The organism is Sphingomonas molluscorum, from assembly GCF_039522995.1.
Taxonomy (GTDB): Bacteria; Pseudomonadota; Alphaproteobacteria; order Sphingomonadales; family Sphingomonadaceae; genus Sphingomonas; species Sphingomonas molluscorum.
Genome location: NZ_BAAAEL010000006.1, coordinates 158,080 through 177,303, shown reverse-complemented (window position 1 = coordinate 177,303; position 19,224 = coordinate 158,080). Strand labels below are relative to the sequence as shown.

Here is a 19,224-nt window from a genome sequence, read left to right as displayed (position 1 = left end):
AGAACGGGCGCGACTACCCGAAGGTAGCCGCGCCCGCCTGAAGAATCGCGAGAAAAGCGACGCTTACTTGGTGAGGCCGGCGGTTGCCGCAACCTCTGCCGCGAAGTCGCTCTCTTCCTTCTCGATGCCCTCGCCGAGCTGGAAGCGGACATAGTCCTTCAGCACGATGGTGGCGCCGGCGTCCTTGCCCGCCTTGGCGATCACGTCCTGAACCGGCGTCTTGCCGTCCATGACGAATGCCTGGGTCAGGAGCGCGTTCTCCTTCTTGAACTTCTCGATCGGGCCGTTGAGGATCTTCTCGGCCACTTCGGCGCTCTTGCCGACGATCTTCTCGGCGTTCTTCTCACGCAGAACCGCAGCTTCGCGCTCGACGACTTCCGGGTCGAGGGCGTCGACCGACAGCGCCAGCGGGAAGGCGGCCGCGATGTGCATCGCCAGGTCCTTGCCAAGCTTCTGCAGCACTTCGTCCGAAGCGGTCGATTCGAGCGCGACGAGCACGCCGATCTTGCCGAGGCCGGCCGAGGTCGCGTTGTGGACGTACGGGACGATCGCACCGCTGGTCACTTCGAGGCGCTTGGCGCGGCGGAGCGACTGGTTCTCGCCGATGGTGGCGATGTTGTGGGTGAGGACGTCGCCCACGGTGGTGCCCGACGGCATCGCCGCGGCCTTGATCGCCTCGACATCGTCGCCGACCGACAGCGCGACCTGGGTCACTTCACGGACGAAGTTCTGGAACTGCTCGTTCTTCGCAACGAAGTCGGTTTCCGAGTTGACCTCGACCGCGGCACCGATGGTGCCGGCAACCGCGACGCCGACCAGGCCCTCTGCCGCGGTGCGGCTGGACTTCTTGGCGGCGGCAGCAAGGCCCTTGGTACGCAGCCAATCGACGGCCGCTTCCATGTCGCCGCCGCTCTCGGCCAGCGCCTTCTTGCAATCCATCATGCCCGCGCCCGAACGCTCGCGCAGTTCCTTGACGGCGGCGGCGGTGATCTCTGCCATGTCCTGGTTCCTTGTATCTCAGCTAAAGCTACGGGCGGGGCGAGGCACCTGCCCCACCCCGCCCGAAATCATTCGATCCGCGCCGATCAGGCGTTGATCTGCTGCTCGCCCTCGGCAGCAACGGCCTGGTCGGCGCCCAGCGCCTCCTCGACCGGCGGCTCGTCCATCGCACCAACGTCGAAGTCGGCCTGCTGCATCTGCTGCTGGCCACCACGGGTCGCGGCGATCGCCACGGCTTCGCAGTACAGGCGGATGGCGCGGCTCGCGTCGTCGTTCGCCGGCACCGGGAAGGCGATGCCTTCCGGCGAGACGTTCGAGTCGAGGATCGCGACGACCGGGATGCCGAGCTTGTTGGCTTCCTTGATCGCCAGCTCTTCCTTGTTGGCGTCGATCACGAACATGATGTCCGGGATGCCGCCGAGGTCGCGGATGCCGCCGAGCGACAGCTCGAGCTTGTCGCGCTCACGGGTGAGCTGCAGCACTTCCTTCTTGGTGAGGCCGTGCGTGTCGCCCGACAGCTGCTCCTCGAGCGTCTTGAGGCGCTTGATCGAGTTGCTGATCGTCTTCCAGTTGGTGAGCATGCCGCCCAGCCAGCGGTGGTTGACGAAGTGCTGGCCCGACTTGCGTGCGGCGTCGGCGATCGGCTCCTGCGCCTGGCGCTTGGTGCCGACGAACAGCACCTTGCCGCCGGCGGCGACGGTCGACGACACGAACTCGAGAGCGCGCGCGAAGAGCGGCACGGTCTGCGACAGGTCGAGGATGTGAACACCGTTACGGTCGCCGAAAATATACGGCTTCATCTTCGGGTTCCAGCGGTGGGTCTGGTGACCGAAGTGCGCGCCCGATTCGAGCAGCTGCTGCATGGAGACGACAGGTGCCGCCATAGGGATAACTCCTTCCGGTTGAGCCTCTGGGAAGCAGGAATTCTGGGACCTTGAAGGCCCGGAACACCGGTATGTGCGCTTCCCATGCGGGGTTGAGGCGGCGCGCTTAGCCCAGCCGCCGCTTCAGATCAAGCGTTGACAGGTGGAACGAATGTGGAACATACCATGTTCACAACGGGATTTCGGAACCAAAGCGGCCAGCGCTTCTTGTGTCTTAAAGAAGCGTTACCGTGTTCCGGCAAGCGTTCGGAGGTTTTTCATGGCCAGTCTGTTTGCTTCACTGCTCTTCGCTCTCACCCTTGCGGTGGCGATCTCGACCATCGTCGCAACCGTGGCACCGCAGTGGCAGCGGATCGCCCGCCTGCTGCGCCATGGCCCCGAGGTTCCGATGGAGCGCCTGCCGGCGGTGCGGCTGACCTCGCGCCGCAACCTTATCCGGCAGCGGGCGACGGCGCGGACCCTTCGCGCAGCCGCTTGACCCGACGGTAGGAGCGGATGCTGAAGGGCAGCGTGGCGAGGTAGCCGGCGCAGACCACGGTGAGCGTCTGCCAGGGCGCCGAAACCAGCGCTGCCGCGACGATCACTACCACCACGATTGCCTCGAACCGGATGTTGCGCCGGAGCTTCAGCGACGACCAGCTGTAGGTCGCCAGGCTCGACACCATCAGGAAGGCGATGAACGCCACCCACGGCGCGACGATCCAGGGCGAGCGGAACACCGCCTCCCCCGACCAGAGCCAGATGTAGATGGGCAGCATGGCAAGGCCCGCACCCGCGGGTGCGGGAATGCCGGTGAGAAAGCCGGCGGACTTGTGCGGCTGCTCCACGACGTCGATCTGGGCGTTGAAGCGGGCGAGCCGGAGCGCACAGAAGACGGCATAGACGAGGGCGCAGATCCATCCGATCCGCGGCGCCGCCACCAGCGACCAGAGATAGAGGATCAGCGCGGGCGAGACGCCGAAGGAGATCGCGTCGGAGAGCGAATCGAGTTCGGCCCCGAAGCGGCTCTGCCCGTGGACCAGGCGCGCGATGCGGCCGTCGATCCCGTCCAGCACGCCCGCGACCAGGATCATGATGATCGCACGCTCCCAATCGCCCGCGATCGCAAAGCGAATGCCGGTGAGGCCGGAGCACAGGGCCAGCGCGGTGACCGCGTTGGGGGCGAAGGCGCGCAGCGGAATGCCGCGCGTGGGACGTGGACGACGCACCGCGGCGGCCTTACTGTGCGACGCCGGCGGGCGCCGGCACTGCCGGGCGGCCGAGGATGGTTTCCCCCGCAATGCTGCGCTGGCCCAGGATCACCTGCGGCTCGATGCCGTCGGGCAGGAACACGTCGACGCGGCTGCCGAAGCGGATCAGCCCCACGCGCTGGCCGGCGGCGATGATGTCCCCGGGCTTCACGAAGCCGACGATGCGGCGCGCGACCAGGCCTGCGATCTGGGTGAAGCCGATGCGGCGGCCGTACATGTCCTCGACCACGATGTGCTGGCGCTCGTTCTCGTCGCTCGCCTTGTTGAGGTCGGCGTTCAGGAACTTGCCCGAGATGTAGACGACCTGGCGGACCGTGCCCGCGATCGGGGAGCGATTGATGTGGACGTCGAACACGCTCATGAAGATCGAGACGCGGACCAGCGGCTCTTCGCCCAGGCCGTTGGGGCCGCGAAGTTCGGGCGGCAGCGGCACGCGCTCGATCATCGTCACGAGGCCGTCGGCCGGCGCCACGATCAGGTCGGCACCCTGCGGCGTCACCCGGATGGGGTCGCGGAAGAAGGCGGCCACCCAGATGGTGAAGCCGACCAGCGCGAAGCCGAGCTCGTCCCAGACGAAGAAGAGGAAGATCGCCGCGACGAGGGCGGAGATCGCTACATATTTGCGCCCCTCAGGGTGAACCGAGGGCCAGCGCCATTTCACCGTCGTCGTCACGATCGGCGGTTTTTCCAAAGATGCCATGCGCGTGGGTGTACCCGCGCCCCGTTCGCCTGACAACACGCGCGCTTGGTCGACGCGCCCTCCCCCGGCCGGCTCCCCGGTTGATCGCCGCCCGGGTTGCTCCTAGGACGCACGGCAACCCATCCAGCCAACACGGAAAGCGAGATCATGGCCAAGATCAAGGTGAAGACGCCCGTCGTGGAGATCGACGGCGACGAGATGACCCGCATCATCTGGGCATGGATCCGCGAGCGGCTGATCCTCCCCTACCTCGACATCGACCTCGAATATTACGACCTGGGCATCCAGAAGCGCGACGAGACCGACGACCAGATCACGATCGATTCGGCCAAGGCGATCCAGAAGTACGGCGTCGGCGTGAAGTGCGCGACGATCACCCCGGACGAGGCGCGCGTCGAGGAATTCGGCCTCAAGAAGATGTGGCGTTCGCCCAACGGCACGATCCGCAACATCCTGGGCGGCGTGATCTTCCGCGAGCCGATCGTGATCCAGAACGTGCCGCGGCTGATCCCCGGCTGGACCCACCCGATCGTCGTCGGCCGCCACGCGTTCGGCGACCAGTACAAGGCGACCGACTTCAAGGTGCCGGGTGCCGGCAAGCTGACCATGAAGTTCGAAGGCGCCGACGGCCAGGTGATCGAGCACGAGGTGTTCGACTTCCCGGCAGCGGGCGTCGCGATGGGCATGTACAACCTGGACGAGTCGATCCGCGACTTCGCTCGCGCCAGCATGAACTACAGCCTGGGCCGCGGCTGGCCGCTGTATCTCTCGACCAAGAACACCATCCTCAAGGCCTATGACGGCCGCTTCAAGGACATCTTCGAAGAGGTGTTCGCGGCCGAGTTCGCCGACCAGTTCCAGGCTGCCGGCATCATCTACCAGCACCGCCTGATCGACGACATGGTCGCCTCCGCACTGAAGTGGAACGGCGAGTTCGTCTGGGCCTGCAAGAACTACGACGGCGACGTGCAGTCGGACCAGGTGGCGCAGGGCTTCGGCTCGCTGGGCCTGATGACCTCGGTGCTGATGACGCCGGACGGCAAGACGATCGAGGCGGAAGCGGCGCACGGCACCGTCACCCGCCACTATCGCCAGCACGAGCAGGGCAAGGCGACCTCGACCAACCCGATCGCGTCGATCTTCGCGTGGACCGGCGGCCTCAAGTACCGCGGCAAGTTCGACGGCACGCCCGAGGTGACGCAGTTCGCCGAGACGCTGGAGCGCGTCTGCATTGAGACCGTCGAGAACGGCCACATGACCAAGGATCTCGCGATCCTGATCGGCCCGGACCAGCCCTGGATGACGACCGAGCAGTTCTTCGAGCAGGTTCGCGTGAACCTGGAGAACAAGATGGGCGCGATCGGCGCCTGATCTTCGCCCCGGCGAGCAACGGCAAGGGGCCGGCGGAGCAATCCGCCGGCCCCTTTTTGCTGAGGATGCGGTAAACCGCGCGCCCCGCGCTCCGCGGCGTTGGCAGACGGGTCGCCATCCGCAACAAAGGCGGCATGCCACTCCCGATCGATTCGACGCCGTTCAGCGACTCCCTCGTGATCCTGGGGGCCGCCGGGCTCGTGATCCCGGCGTTTGCCCGGTTCCGCGTCAACCCGGTGATCGGCTTCATCCTGGTGGGCGTGCTGGTCGGGCCTGCGGGACTGGGCGCGCTGGTAGACCGGTTTCCGTGGCTGTTCCATGTCACCATCACGGACAGGCACTCGATCGATCCCTTTGCCGAGTTCGGCATCGTGCTGCTGCTGTTCTCGATCGGCCTGGAGCTGTCGTTCCGGCGCCTGTGGGCGATGCGCAGCCAGGTGTTCGGGCTGGGCGCGTCAGAACTGCTGGTGTCGGGGGCTGCGATCGCCGGCGCGCTATTCCTGCTCGGCCAAGGGCTTCCGGGTGCGATGGGGCTCGGGCTGGCGCTCGCGCTGTCGTCGACCGCGCTGGTGCTGCCGATGGCGGGCACGACCAGCCTGGTGGGGCGCACCGCCTTTTCGATGCTGTTGTTCGAGGACTTGGCGCTGGTGCCGATCATCTTCGCGCTCGGCGCCCTCGCGCCCAACGCGGCGGATGCCGGCTGGGGTGGTCTCGCCAACACGCTGATCTGGGGAACGGTGGCGATCGCCGCGCTGTTCGTGGGCGGCCGGCTGATCCTGCCGCGGCTGTTCGCCCAGGCGGCGCGGACCAAGAGCCCGGAGCTGTTCCTGTCGGCCAGCCTGCTGGTGGTGATCGTGGCCAGCATGGTGACGACCGCGGCCGGATTGTCGCCGATCGTCGGCGCACTGCTCGCCGGCCTGCTGATCGCCGAGACCGAGTATCACACCGAGGTCGAGGTGATCACCGCGCCCTTCAAGGGACTGGCGCTGGGCGTGTTCCTGATCACGGTCGGCATGAGCCTGGACCTGCGCTCGATCGCCGAGAACTGGCTGTCGCTGACAGCGGCGGTCGGCGGCGTGGTGCTGGTGAAGGCGCTGATCACCGGCGCGATGCTGCGGATGGCACGCCTGCGCCGGGGAGTCGCCGCCGAGACCAGCCTGCTGATGGCCAGCCCGTCGGAGACGACGCTGATCGTGCTGGCGACGGCGGCACAGGCGCATCTGATCCAGCCCTCCACCGCCGCCTTCTGGCAGACAGTGACGGCGATCGGCCTGACGATCACGCCGCTGCTCGCGATGATCGGCAAACGCGCGGCGCGCAAGATCGACCTGGGGAGCGGGGTCGAGGAACCGCAGCCGAGCGCGGAGGGGCCGGGTGCGGTCATCATCGGCTTCGGCCGGGTTGGGCGCATGGTCGCGGACATGCTGCGTGCGCACGACAAGCCGTTCATCGCGGTGGAATCGAATATCGACACGGTGGCGGCGGCCCGGCGGCACGGATACCCCGTGATCTTCGGCGACGTGGTCCGGCCGGAACTCGTCGATCGCCTGAATTTGGGCCGCGCAACGGCGCTGATCCTGACGATGGACGAGCCCGTGCTGACGGTGCGGATCGCACGGCGGGTGCGCGGCTGGGTTCCGAACCTCACCATCGTCGCGCGCGCGCGCGATGCGGCGCATGCGGCAGAGCTTTATGCGGCGGGAGTGACCGAAGCGGTGCCGGAGACGCTGGAAAGCTCGCTCCAGCTATCGGAGGCGGTGCTGGTCGAAATGGGGGTGGCGATGGGACCCGTGATCGCCTCCATCCACGAGAAGCGGGACGAACTGCGCCGCGAGATCCGCGAGGGTGCCGGGCTGGAGCGCGAGCCCCGCTTGCGGCGCACGCGGCGGAGCGAGGTTGCGGGGTAGGTTCGCGGTCGAGTGGTGCCGGCGCTCGCGGTGGAGGCATCGTACCCCGGCGGAGGCCGGGGTCCAGGGCCGCAAGCGCTGCGTTTGCTTGCAAGTTCTTGCACGCTTGCGGTCGGATAGCGGCCGCTCTTCTTACCGTATCGCTGGTGGCAATCAGTGCACGATGCTGGATCGACAGCGCGTGTGACCCTGGGCCCCGGCCTTCGCCGGGGTACGGCTTCGCCCTAGGGATCACCGGGACGTGTTCCGGCCCCCAAGTTGAGCTACTTCGCGGGCACCCACTCGGAGCGCCCCGCCGCTAGGCGCATGGTCGCGACGGAGGAGCGGACCGTGATCCGCTCCCCTGCCCGTTCAGGCTGCAACCGGCTCCAGTGCCGCGCGGACTGCGGCAACCGCTTCGGCGCCCTTGTCGCCGTCCGGGCCGCCGCCCTGGGCCATGTCGGGACGGCCGCCGCCGCCCTGGCCGCCGAGTGCCGCGACCGCCGCCTTGACCAGGTCGACGGCGCTGTGGGTGCCGACCAGATCGGCGGTGACGCCGACTGCGACCGAGGCGCGGCCGTCGTTTACCGCGACCAGCGCGACGACGCCGGAGCCGATGCGCTGCTTGGCTTCATCCACTGCGCCGCGCAGCGCCTTTGCCTCAAGGCCGTCGAGCACCTGGCCGACGAACGCCACGCCGCCGACCGTTTCCGGACCCGCGGGTGCCGCACCGGCACCGCCGCCAAGGGCCAGCGCCTTCTTGGCCTCGGCAAGCTCGCGCTCGAGGCGACGGCGTTCCTCGACCAGCGTCGCGATGCGACCGGGCACCTCGTCCGGGGTAGCCTTGAGCAGGGCAGCGGCTTCGCGCAGCTTTTCGTCGCGGCCGGCGAGCCACTGGCGCGCGGCCTCGCCCGTCAGCGCCTCGACACGGCGGACGCCGCTCGAAACGGCACCCTCGCCGATGATCTTGAACACACCGATCTCGCCGAGCGCGTTGACATGGGTGCCACCGCACAGCTCGATCGAATAGGTGCCCTCCGCATCCTCACCCATCGAGACGACGCGGACTTCGTCGCCGTACTTTTCACCGAACAGCGCCATCGCGCCCATCGCGATGGCGTCGTCGGGGGTCATCAGACGCGTGGTGACGGTGCCGTTGCCGCGCACCTGTGCGTTCACCTGCGCCTCGACCTCGGCGATGTCGGCGGGGGAGATCGGCGTCGGCTGCGAGAAGTCGAAGCGCAGCCGCTCGGGCGCGACCAAGCTGCCCTTCTGCGCAACGTGCGTGCCGAGCTGCTCGCGCAGCGCCTCGTGCAGCAGATGGGTGGCGGAGTGGTTGGCGCGGATCTGGCCACGACGTGCGGTGTCGATCGCCAGGTGCACGCTATCGCCGACGGCGAGCGTACCGGCGTCGATGCGCGTGCGGTGGACGTGGAGCTTGCCGAGCTGCTTGGACGTGTCGAGCACGACCGCTGACAGGCCCTTGTCGGTGTCGATCGTGCCGCTGTCGCCGACCTGGCCGCCGCTTTCCGCATAGAAGGGCGTCTGGTTGGTGACGACGAATACTTCCTCGCCGGCCTCGGCGCGGTCGACACGGGCGCCGTCGCGGACCAACGCGATGACTTCGCCCTGCCCTTCGGCGACCGCATAGCCGGTGAACTCGGTCGCGCCGCTTTCCTCGACGATGTCGAACCAGACTTCGTCCGAGGCCTTGGCGCCCGATCCCTTCCACGCGGCGCGGGCGGCGCGCTTCTGCTCGGCCATTGCCGTCTCGAAGCCGGCGCGGTCGACGCCCAGACCCTGGCTGCGCAGCGCGTCCTCGGTCAGGTCATAGGGGAAGCCGAAGGTGTCGTAGAGCTTGAACGCGGTCTCGCCCGCGAGCGTATCGCCCTTCGCCATGCCGGCGGTCGCTTCGTCGAGCAGGCGCAGGCCCTTGTCGAGCGTCTGGCGGAAACGGGTCTCCTCCTGGAGCAGCGTCGCCTCGATCAGCGGCTGCGCGCGGACGAGGTCGGGATAGGCGGCGCCCATCTCGGCCACCAGCGAAGGCACCATGCGGTGCATCAGCGGCTGCTTGGCGCCTAGCAGGTGCGCGTGGCGCATGGCGCGGCGCATGATGCGGCGAAGCACATAGCCGCGGCCTTCGTTGGCCGGCAGGACGCCGTCGGCGACCAGGAAGCCCGAGGCGCGCAGATGGTCGGCGATGATGCGATGGCTCGCCTGCATCGGACCATCGGTGGCCGCACCGGTGAGCGCACCCGATTCGTCGATCAGCGCGCGGAAGGTGTCGGTGTCGTAATTGTCATGGACGCCCTGCAGCACGGCCGCGACGCGCTCCAGGCCCATGCCGGTGTCGATCGACGGGCGCGGCAGCTCGCCGATGATCTCGTTCCCCGCCTGCAGATACTGCATGAAGACGAGGTTCCAGATCTCGACGAAGCGATCGCCGTCCTCGTCTGGCGATCCCGGCGGGCCACCGGCGATGTGGTCGCCGTGGTCGAAAAAGATCTCCGAGCAGGGGCCGCAGGGACCGTCGTCGCCCATTGCCCAGAAATTGTCCTTGGTGGCGATGCGGATGATGCGATCGTCGGAAAGGCCTGCGATCTTCTTCCAGAGCTCTGCCGCCTGGTCGTCAGTGTGGTAGACGGTGACGAGCAGCCGGTCCTTGGCGATCCCCCATTCGCGGGTGATCAGGTTCCAGGCGAGCTCGATCGCGCGATCCTTAAAATAGTCACCGAACGAGAAGTTGCCGAGCATTTCGAAGAAGGTGTGGTGGCGCGCGGTGTAGCCGACGTTGTCGAGGTCGTTGTGCTTGCCGCCAGCACGTACGCACTTCTGCGAGGAGGTCGCAGTGCTGTAGGGGCGCGTTTCCAGCCCGGTGAAGACGTTCTTGAACGGCACCATGCCGGCGTTCACGAACATCAGCGTCGGGTCGTTCTGCGGCACCAGCGGCGCAGACGGGACACGCGCATGCCCCTCCTTCTCGAAATAGTCGAGGAACGAGCGGCGAACATCGTTGGTCGAGATCATGCGCGCTGATTAGAAGCAAGCCGCGACCTTGCCAAGCGATCCGCGCGGACGTCCGTTGTCTTCTTTCGCCAAAGGTTCCCACGGGTTGAAAAAAGGGCCACGGCTTCGCGGCCCCCAAGGACAATCGGCTTGACCCGGGCTGCGCATTCCCCTTGGTTGCCGGCCTTCTTCCCCGGGGGTTTTTCTGAATGGCCAAGCGGCTTACCGCCTATATTCTCTTCGGTCTGGTCGCGGGCCTGGTCGTCGGCTGGGTGCTGAACGCGTCCCTGGATGATGCAGGCGGCGCCGGCACCGCGCAGTTGAAGGACATCGCCGGCTATTTTTCGATCGTGACCGCATTGTTCCTGCGGCTGATCAAGATGATCATCGCGCCCCTGGTGTTCTCGACGCTGGTGGTGGGCATCACGCACATGGGCGACACCAGTGCACTCGGGCGGGTCGGCCTGCGTGCGTTCGCATGGTTCGTGGGGGCGAGCCTGTTGTCGCTGACGGTCGGCCTGATCCTGGTGAACCTCTTGCAGCCGGGTGTCGGCCTGGGACTGCCGATGCCGCCGGCGGATGCTTCGGCGGGGCTGGCGAAGGCTTCGTTCAACCTCAAGGACTTCATCAGCCACATCGTGCCGGCCTCGATGGTCGAGGCGATGGCGACCAACGAGATCCTGCAGATCGTCGTCTTTTCAGTGTTCGTGGGCGTCGCGATGACGGCGCTGGGCGAGAAGGCAGCCCCCCTCACCCGCGCGCTGGAGGCGCTGGTGTCGGTGATGCTGCAGATCACCGACTATGTGATGCGATTCGCACCGATCGCGGTGTTCGCAGCGGTCGCCGGGACGCTCGCCGAGCAGGGCCCGAGCGTGATCGGGCAGCTCGCATATTTCATGGCGAGCGTTTACGCCGGCCTCGCCTCGCTGTGGCTGCTGCTGTTCGGCATCGCCTTCCTGATGATCGGCCCTCGGATCGGCCAGCTGATCCGCTACCTGCGCGAACCGATCCTGGTCGGCTTCTCCACCGCCTCTTCGGAAGCGGCCTTCCCGCGCACGCTGGAGGCGCTCGACCGGTTCGGCGTTCCGCCGCGCATCGCGAGCTTCGTGCTGCCGCTGGGCTATTCGTTCAACCTCGACGGCTCGATGATGTACATGACGTTCGCGTCGATCTTCATCGCGCAGGCCTATGGCGTGGAGCTGTCGCTCGGCCAGCAGATCACGATGCTGCTGGTGCTGATGGTCACGTCCAAGGGCATCGCCGGCGTGCCGCGCGCGAGTTTGGTGGTGATCGCGGCCACGCTGTCGATGTTCAAGATCCCGGAAGCCGGCCTGCTGCTGATCCTGGCGGTCGACCATTTCCTGGACATGGGCCGGACGGCGACGAACGTGATCGGCAATGCGATCGCGGCGACCGTCATCGCCAAGTGGGAGGGCGGCCTGGATGCGCCGGAGCCGGCGGAGATCGAGCCGCCGCAAGCGCCCTCCGGCACGCCGCGCGCCGATGCCCCGGACAGCTTCCGGCACATCGGCTGAGCCCGCTCAGGCGTAGGCGTAGGGCCCGCCCTTCGCCAGCGCCGCGCCATAGGCCGGGCGCGCGTGGATGCGCTCCAGCCAGTCGATCGTGGTCGGACGGGACTCGTCGGGACCCGCCCGGTTGCGCGCCGCCTCCAGCGGAAAGCTCATCATGATGTCGGCGGCGGTGAACTCGTCGCCGGCAAACCAGTCGCGCCGGGAGAGTTCGGCCTCGATGAAATCGAGATGGACGTCGATCATCGGCTGGATGCGGCGCTGCGCCGCCCTGCCGAACACCGGCACCCGGCCGAGCACCAGCTTCACCAGCAGCGGCGGCATCAGCGACCCTTCCGCATAGTGCAGGAAATGGCGGTAGCGCAGCGCGGATTCGCGATGCGCAGGCGCGCCGAGCCGGCCATCCGCCTTTTCGACCAGATATTCGACGATCGCCCCGGTTTCCGCGATCACCGCCGGGCTGCCGCCCGCGCCGGCCGCGTCCTGGATCACCGGCGACTTGCCGAGCGGATGGACCCGGCGCAACTCTGGCGGCGCGAGCATCGTCGCCTTGTCCCGCTCGTAGCGTTGCACGGCATAGGGGAGCCCGAGCTCCTCCAGGAGCCAGAGCACGCGCTGCGATCGGCTATTCTCGAGATGGTGAACGGTGATCATCCAGTGCCTCCTGCTGGGCTGCCCAACGCCGGGGGCTGCGGATGGCTGCAAGGCGATTGCGCCGGGCCCTGCCGCGGGGGTAACCGTCGCGGCCTATCCGACGCGGCCGTGGTGGCGCGTTGCTCCATCCGGAAGAGATCATGGCCTTCGAACAGCTTTCGCTCCTGCCTGCCGACCCGTTGCTGGCGCTGATCGGCGCGTACCGCGACGACCCGCGGCCGTTCAAGCTGGACCTGGGCGTGGGCGTGTTCCGCGATGCAGCGGGCGGCACGCCGGTGATGCGGGCGGTGAAGAAGGCGGAGGAACGGCTGCTCGCGACACAGGACAGCAAGTCCTACCTGGGGCCGGAGGGCGATGCGGGCTTCGTCGCCGCACTCGCGCCGCTGGTGCTGGGCGATGCCGTGCCGGCCGAGCGGCTGGCGGGCATCCAGACTCCGGGCGGAACCGGCGCGCTGCGGCTCGGCGCGGAACTGCTCGCGCGCGCCGGCGTGTCGCGCATCTGGATCGCGACGCCGAGTTGGCCGAACCATGCGCCGATCTTTGCCGCGGCGGGGCTGAAGCCGGAAGCATTCGACGCGTTCGACATAACGACCCAGACGCTGGACGGGGCGGCGCTGCTGGCGGCGCTCGACCAAGCGACGCCGGGCGACGCGGTGCTGCTGCACGGCTGCTGCCATAACCCGACCGGCATCGATCCCGATGCGGCGCTGTGGGCGGAGATTGCCGGGCGGGTCGAGGCGCGGGGGCTCGTGCCGTTCGTGGATCTGGCGTACCAGGGACTGGGCGACGGCTGGGACGCCGATGCGGCGGGCGCGCGGACGGTGCTGGCGCGCTGCCGGCACGGGCTGCTCGCCTATTCGTGCGACAAGAACTTCGCGCTTTATCGTGAGCGGACGGGCGCGCTGTGGACGGTGGCGCCGGACGCCGAGGCGAGCGCGATCCTCTATTCGAACCTGCTCGCGCTGGCACGGGCCAACTGGTCGATGCCGCCCGACCATGGGGCGGCCGCGGCGCGGATCGTGCAGGAGGATGCGGGCCTTGCTGCCGAGTGGCGCGCGGAGCTGGACGCGATGCGGGAGCGGCTGGTGACGCTGCGCCAGGGTGTCAGCGCGCTCGGGACGATCGGGAGCATCGACCTGGCGCCGATCGCCGGCGGCAAGGGCATGTTCGCCACCCTGCCCCTCACCCGCACCCAAGTGGCGTGGCTGCGCGAGCACCATGCGATCTACATGGCGGCGTCGGGGCGCATCAACATCGCCGGGTTCAGCGAGGCGAGCATCGGGCAGTTCGGGGAGGCGTTGCAGGCGCTGGTTGAGGCACAGGTCGGCTAGGGCGCCGTATTGCGGGGACGTTCCCACTGGGCCCCGGCCTTCGCCGGGGTGCTCGGTTGCTCGAGGGGCTGGCGCCCGGTGCGGTGTCGTGGAATGGGGCGCGGATGAGCAGCACCGTCGAACCCTTTCATGCCATCGCCATCAGCCAGCTTGCCCACCGGCTCAAGCAGGAGGGGCGGTCGATCATCCATATGGAGTTCGGCCAGCCCTCCACCGGCGCACCCAGCACCGCGATCGCGGCTGCGCACCAGGTGCTCGACAGCGATGCGATGGGCTATTGGGAAAGCCCGGCGCTGAAGGCGCGGATCGCCCGGCATTATGCCGAGCGCTATGGCGTAGAGGTCGCGCCGGAACGCATCCTTCTGACCTGCGGCGCGTCGCCGGCCCTGGTGCTGGCGCTCGCCACCGCCTTCGGGCCGGGCGACCGGGTCGCGACGGCGCGGCCGGGCTATGTCGCCTATCGCAACACGCTGCGCGCGCTACACATGCAGCCGGTCGAGATCGACTGCGGCGAGGAGGTGCGCTTCCAGATGTCGCGTGGTGCGCTGGCGGCGCTCGACCCGGCTCCCAAGGGGCTGATCCTGGCGAGCCCTGCCAATCCGACCGGCACGATCATCCCGAGCGATGAGCTTGCCGGCATCGCCGAGCTGTGCCGGGCACGCGGGATCCGCATCCTCTCCGACGAGATCTACCACGGGCTGAGCTATGGCATGGCGGCAGACACGATGCTGCGCCACGCCGAGGACGCGATCATCCTCAACAGCTTCTCGAAATATTTCAGCATGGCCGGATGGCGGCTCGGCTGGATGGTCGCGCCGGCCGACCTGGTGGAGGAAGCGCGCAAGCGGATGGGCAATTTGTTCCTGACGCCGCCGTCGCTGAGCCAGCATGCCGCCCTCGCCGCCTTCGACGCGCCCGACGAACTGGAGGGGCATGTCGAGACCTATCGCCGCAACCGCGAACTGCTGTTGGACGCGCTGCCTGAGCTTGGCCTTGGCGAGATCGCGCCGCCGGACGGCGCCTTCTACATCTACGCCTCCGTCGCGCACCTGACGGACGACAGCATCGGCTTCTGCAAGCGGATGCTGACGGATACCGGCATCGCGACCGCGCCCGGCGTCGACTTCGATCCGGTGCGCGGCCACCAGTTCGTGCGCTTCAGCTTCGCCGTGGCGACGCCGCTGGTGCAGGAAGCGATCGAGCGGCTGCGCGCCTGGCTTCCGAACCAGGCGCGCGTCGCCGGCTGATCCGCTCGATCAGCGCTCCGCCGGGCTCGCGAGCTTGGCGGCGGTGATGCGGTTGAAGGCCGCGAGCGAGCACGGCGTTTCGGCGTCGGCACAGCCCGGAATGGCGATGTAGCGACGGTCGGGCGCGTTGCGCTTGCCAAGGTGCGCGAGGGTGCGGACTTGATCCATCGTCTGCGCCTGGACGAAGGCACGGACGAAGCCGTTGCCGGCGGCGTCGCTCCAGCGCTCGAACCCGATCGCCCCGCCCGGCGCGATGTCGTCCGCGGGATAATCGGCCATCGTCCAGTGCAGATCGTAGAAGCCGCCCAGCGCCGCCAGGTTGCTGTCATGGCCGAACAGCAGCGTCACCCGTGCATCGCCCTGGTTCAGCGCCATGCCGATGCGGCGCGCGATCGGCGCCGCCACGCGCTCCGCCACATACGCCGGACGGGTCTCGTAGCGGAACTTGACCGGGTGGAAACGCAGCATCGTCTGGATGTCGCGCTTGGAAGCCCGACCCCAGCCGACGGAGCGCATCGGCATCCCCTCCAGATACTGGAGTAGGATGGTCTGGCCGGCGGTGGAGGCAAAGCCGAGCGCGCCGTCGAGGTCGGGCTTATCGCCCTGCTCCGCCACCAGCCGGGTCTCACGGTGGCTCGTGCAGACCGGCTGGTGCTTCGCGGCAGTCGCCGCGCACGCGTCGCCCGGGCAGCAGCCGATGACGCGCTCCAGCACGGCGAAGGCGTCGGCGTTGCGTGCGACTTCCCCAGCGATGCCAACCGGCGGCAGCAGCGCCTGGGCGGAGGCCAGTGCCTTTTGCCCGTCGATCTCCATGCTGCCGTCGAGCGGATGGAAGACGGCGTCGTCATCCTCGTTGACGGGATGGTCGAGCGGAACCGCGCAGCCAGGCTGGAGCGTTTCCAGGAACGCCTTGCCGGTCTTGATCGCGCGGGAAGCGGAACTGGCCCAGGCGACGACCGTGCCCGGGGCAGCGCAGCCGGACGCGGGGAGCAGGCCCTGCTGCGCGAACAGCGCGCGGTCATAGGCGCCGAGGCGACGGATCGCCTCTGCGCCGTGCGGGGTGAGGTCGCCCGCGGCCGTCGACCAGGCCGGCCATGGATCGCGGGTGGTGCCGACCGGCGTCGCCGGGAACTTGGTCGAAGGGCGCACGCCGTGCCGCATCAGCAGCACGACGCGATCGAGCTTGAGAGCGCCCGCAGGCGGTGCGTCCGGCGCGGGTTGGGCGACGGCGGACTGCGCGAGCGCGAGGATCGCGAGCGCAGCGCCTGCCAGATACTGGTTCATGTCGGGTACCTTCCTGCCGCTCACATCGTGATCTTGAAGCCGAACTTGCCCGTCCAGCCATATTCCTCGTGCTGGGCGATGCGGCGACCGCCGGCATCGGTGCCCGAATAGTAGCGATCAAACGGCTCGGTGCCGATGTTGACGAAGTCGGCGGTGAGCTGGACGCCCGGCGCGACCCGGAGCTTGGCGCCCACGTCGAACAGCAGGCGATGGTCGACATAGATGTCGCCGTCGCCATCGGCGGTGACCTCGTCGAGGTAGCGGCCGCGATAGGTGCCGCTGGCCCGCAGCTGGAGCGGCCCCTTGTCATAGCCGACGAAGGCGTTCCAGATGTGCTTGGAGCTGCCCGGCAGCGTCAGTTCGCGGCCGTAGAGCGTCGCGCTGGTATCGACATAGGTATAGTTGCCGCCGACCAGCAGCCCGTCGAGCGGCGACGGCAGGAAGTTCAGCGCGGCCTGGAGGTTGAGCTCGACGCCCGAGACCTTCGCGGTGTCGCCGTTCAAGGGGACGGTCGCTTCGTCGATCACGACGCCGCCGAAGTCGTAGTCGTCGATCCGCGACTGGAAGATGAAATCCGATACCCGCTTGTGGAACACCGCGACCTCGGCGAGCGCGTTGTCGGCGAAATAATATTCGGCCGATGCGTCGAAGTTCCAGGAGCGATAGGGCTTGAGCTCCGGATTGCCGAACTCGCCCTCGCCGTCCGTGGCATTGTAGGAGAAACGCGGCGCGAGATCGGAAACATTGGGGCGCACCAGGCTGCGGGTCACCGCCGCCCGCAGCACCAGCTTCGTGGTGGGCTCGAAGCGCAGGTTCAGGCTGGGCATCCAGTTGGTGTAGCTGCGGTCGAAGGTGACGGGCGTGGCCTCCACCGTGTCCGTGTCGATTGCAAAGCCGCGCATCTTGTTCTCGGTGTGCTCCATGCGGACGCCACCGACCGCCCGGAGCGCACCGCTGTCGTAGCGGAGCTGGCCGTAACCGGCGTAGATGTCCTCATCGACGGCATAGCTTGCCGACAGGCTGGAGAGGATGCTGTCGTCGTCGTTGCGGACCAGGCGATCCCGGTTCGCCTGGAACCAGCCGCGCACGGCCAGCGGATCGACGGCGGGGTTCATGTCGACCAGCCCCTTGCTGCCGATCGAGCGCGAAAGGCCGGAGAGCGCCGGGAAGTCGCCGTCGGTCAGCTCGTCATAGCTGTTGAAGTCGAGGTCGTACTGCTTGGTGCGGAAACGGCCCTTGAAGCCTGCCTTCACCTGCAGCGTGCCGGAGGCGAGCGGGATGTCGCGGGCGACATCCAGGCGCGCGGCCCATTCGTCGTCGGTGCTGAGGCCATCCGTCGTCTCGATGGCGCTCATGGGATCGCTTCCGTCCGTGAAGCGGCCCTGGTCGCTCACGCTATATTCGGGCGTCTGCGTGTCGAGGCCGGACAGCGTCACGCCGAGCTGGCTGGCGCCTGCCTGGAAGCGGCGATCGAAGATCGTGTCCTGGCGGTTGGGCTCGCTCTCCTCGGAATAGGAATAGCTGCCCGAGTAGTCGATCGTCCAAAGACCCGCCTCGGTCTTGCCGCCAACCGTGCCGGAATAGACGTTCTGGATCTCGGTGCGGTCCTTCATCTCGCGGCGGACGCGGATGCGGTTGTCCGAGCCTGCGCCGGAGAGGAAGCTGGCGCTGCCCGCGTCGCCGCTGGCCGGCTCACCCCCGAAGGTGAAGCGCAGACGGCTGCGCAGCTCGTCGTCGCGGAAGGAGCTGACGATGCCGCGTGCGTACAGGGTGGTGCTGGCGGCCGGGCGCCAGTCGAGCGAGAGCGACCCCGCCATGCGCGTGCGCGTCACGTCATAGGCGCGATAGTCGACCTCCTCCGGATAGGCGACGCCAGCATCGCTGCGCGTCCAGTCGGATGCCTCCACGCCGTCGGTGCCGAAGCGGCGACGATAGTAGGACGCGCCGCCGGAGATGCCGAAATCGGGGGTGATGCGCTTGGAGAAGTCCACCGAGCCCTTCGGCGAGGCGCGGTCGCGCAGGTCGTTGTAGGACTCTTCGAAGCTGAAGCTCAGCAGGTCCTTCTTGCGATCGAAGGCGCTGGTGGTCTTGACCTCGATCGAGCCGCCGATGGTGTCGGCGTCCATGTCGGGGGTGAGCGTCTTCTTGACCTCGATCGAGCCGACCAGTTCCGAGGGGATGGTGTCGAGCGCCAGCGCGCGGTTCTCGGCCTCGGGAGAGGGGATGCGGGCGCCGTTGATCGAGACGTTGTTGAGCTCGGGCGCAAGGCCGCGGACGACCACGAAGCGGCCCTCGCCCTGATCGTCCTGCACCGAGATGCCGGGAACGCGGCGCAGCGCCTCTGCCACGTTCTGGTCCGGGTTCTGGCCGATGGCGTCGCGCGACAGCACGCTTTCGACGCCGTCGGCGGAGCGCTTCTGCGACAGGGCACTGGCCTGGTTGGCGGCGAGGCCGACGACCAGGATGCTGCCGGCGTCGTCCGCAGCCGCACCGGCGGGCGCGAGAGCAAAATCGGCGACCAGATCGCTGGCGTCCACCACCGTCACGTGACGGGTCTCGTCGGCCGCGCCGATGTAGCGTGCGACGATGGTGTATTCGCCCGGCGCCACGTCCACGAAGCGGAAGCGGCCGTCGCGGTTCGCCTCGACGACGCGGTTGAGCTCGACGATGCGGAGTTCGGCGCCGCTCAGACTGCGGGTGCCGCTGGCGTCGACGACGGTTCCGGTTACCTCCCGCGCGGCGGCCGGAACGGCGACGCCAAGCGCCAGGGTGGATGCAAGCAGAGCCGTGCGCAGCATGGCGCGGGCAGTTCGAGCGTTTCGCACGCGATAGTCCCCCAGGAAGCGGCCGGCGCAGACGTCGCGGCGGCCGCCGGCTCCCTAGGCACGTCGAAAGACAGTCCCGTGGCACGTCGATGACACCGAAATGACAGCCGAGGGCTCTCGGCGAAGCGGACGGTCAGGCCGCCAATTCCCGAAACCGTAACGTCGAAGCAACACTCAGACATCATCCGTGCAGAGGAATGTCAGAATCGTATAACGTATTTGACATTTCGTATTCGATTAGTGTTCTCTCCGCCCGAG

14 protein-coding genes are annotated in these 19,224 nt (G+C 68.0%); 6 read left to right on the top strand and 8 right to left on the bottom strand.

Annotation, left to right across the window (positions count from 1 at the left end):
- Positions 1-63: 63 nt before the first annotated feature.
- Positions 64-999, bottom strand: a complete 936-nt coding sequence (gene tsf, locus ABDZ92_RS08530; protein WP_125959690.1) for a translation elongation factor Ts — start codon at positions 997-999, stop codon at positions 64-66.
- An 86-nt stretch (positions 1,000-1,085) separates the two neighbouring features.
- The gene (rpsB, locus tag ABDZ92_RS08525; protein WP_125959691.1) at positions 1,086-1,883 is read right to left on the bottom strand and encodes a 30S ribosomal protein S2; all 798 of its coding nucleotides are present in this window, start codon (positions 1,881-1,883) and stop codon (positions 1,086-1,088) included.
- Between the two features lie 259 nt (positions 1,884-2,142).
- Between rpsB and ABDZ92_RS08520 the strand changes: the two genes are divergently transcribed.
- Positions 2,143-2,361: a hypothetical protein gene (locus tag ABDZ92_RS08520; RefSeq protein ID WP_125959692.1), complete on the top strand. Its 219-nt coding sequence runs from the start codon at positions 2,143-2,145 to the stop codon at positions 2,359-2,361.
- On the opposite strand, the gene ABDZ92_RS08515 is transcribed toward ABDZ92_RS08520, so the two are convergent.
- A complete protein-coding gene (locus tag ABDZ92_RS08515; RefSeq protein WP_241211756.1) occupies positions 2,315-3,091 on the bottom strand; it encodes a CDP-alcohol phosphatidyltransferase family protein in 777 nt (258 codons plus the stop codon). The two genes, ABDZ92_RS08520 and ABDZ92_RS08515, sit on opposite strands and share 47 nt — an antisense overlap.
- Positions 3,092-3,101: 10 nt before the next feature.
- Positions 3,102-3,833 (bottom strand): phosphatidylserine decarboxylase, encoded by a 732-nt coding sequence (locus ABDZ92_RS08510; RefSeq protein WP_125959693.1) that lies wholly within the window; start codon positions 3,831-3,833, stop codon positions 3,102-3,104.
- 147 nt (positions 3,834-3,980) lie between these two features.
- On the opposite strand from ABDZ92_RS08510, the gene ABDZ92_RS08505 reads away from it, so the two are divergent.
- On the top strand, positions 3,981-5,204 hold the full coding sequence (locus tag ABDZ92_RS08505; RefSeq protein WP_125959694.1) for an NADP-dependent isocitrate dehydrogenase: 1,224 nt from the start codon (positions 3,981-3,983) through the stop codon (positions 5,202-5,204).
- Between the two features lie 134 nt (positions 5,205-5,338).
- Positions 5,339-7,111, top strand: coding sequence for a cation:proton antiporter domain-containing protein (locus ABDZ92_RS08500; RefSeq protein WP_125959695.1), 1,773 nt, complete (start codon positions 5,339-5,341; stop codon positions 7,109-7,111).
- 351 nt (positions 7,112-7,462) lie between these two features.
- On the opposite strand, the gene alaS is transcribed toward ABDZ92_RS08500, so the two are convergent.
- A complete protein-coding gene (gene alaS / locus ABDZ92_RS08495) occupies positions 7,463-10,117 on the bottom strand; it encodes an alanine--tRNA ligase (RefSeq protein WP_125959696.1) in 2,655 nt (884 codons plus the stop codon).
- A 188-nt stretch (positions 10,118-10,305) separates the two neighbouring features.
- On the opposite strand from alaS, the gene ABDZ92_RS08490 reads away from it, so the two are divergent.
- Positions 10,306-11,631, top strand: coding sequence for a dicarboxylate/amino acid:cation symporter (locus ABDZ92_RS08490; RefSeq protein WP_125959697.1), 1,326 nt, complete (start codon positions 10,306-10,308; stop codon positions 11,629-11,631).
- Positions 11,632-11,637: 6 nt separating this feature from the next.
- Here ABDZ92_RS08490 and ABDZ92_RS08485 read toward each other — a convergent pair whose 3' ends face one another.
- The gene (locus ABDZ92_RS08485) at positions 11,638-12,279 is read right to left on the bottom strand and encodes a glutathione S-transferase family protein (protein WP_125959698.1); all 642 of its coding nucleotides are present in this window, start codon (positions 12,277-12,279) and stop codon (positions 11,638-11,640) included.
- A 140-nt stretch (positions 12,280-12,419) separates the two neighbouring features.
- Between ABDZ92_RS08485 and ABDZ92_RS08480 the strand changes: the two genes are divergently transcribed.
- Both ABDZ92_RS08480 and ABDZ92_RS08475 read left to right on the top strand, forming a co-directional pair.
- On the top strand, positions 12,420-13,610 hold the full coding sequence (locus ABDZ92_RS08480) for an amino acid aminotransferase (protein ID WP_125959699.1): 1,191 nt from the start codon (positions 12,420-12,422) through the stop codon (positions 13,608-13,610).
- Positions 13,611-13,714: 104 nt separating this feature from the next.
- A complete protein-coding gene (locus ABDZ92_RS08475; RefSeq protein ID WP_125959700.1) occupies positions 13,715-14,857 on the top strand; it encodes an aminotransferase class I/II-fold pyridoxal phosphate-dependent enzyme in 1,143 nt (380 codons plus the stop codon).
- A 9-nt stretch (positions 14,858-14,866) separates the two neighbouring features.
- Here ABDZ92_RS08475 and ABDZ92_RS08470 read toward each other — a convergent pair whose 3' ends face one another.
- Entirely contained in the window at positions 14,867-16,141 is a 1,275-nt protein-coding gene (locus tag ABDZ92_RS08470; protein ID WP_125959733.1) for a histidine-type phosphatase, read from the bottom strand.
- A 20-nt stretch (positions 16,142-16,161) separates the two neighbouring features.
- Positions 16,162-18,939, bottom strand: a complete 2,778-nt coding sequence (locus ABDZ92_RS08465) for a TonB-dependent receptor (protein ID WP_343762406.1) — start codon at positions 18,937-18,939, stop codon at positions 16,162-16,164.
- Positions 18,940-19,224 lie beyond the last annotated feature (285 nt).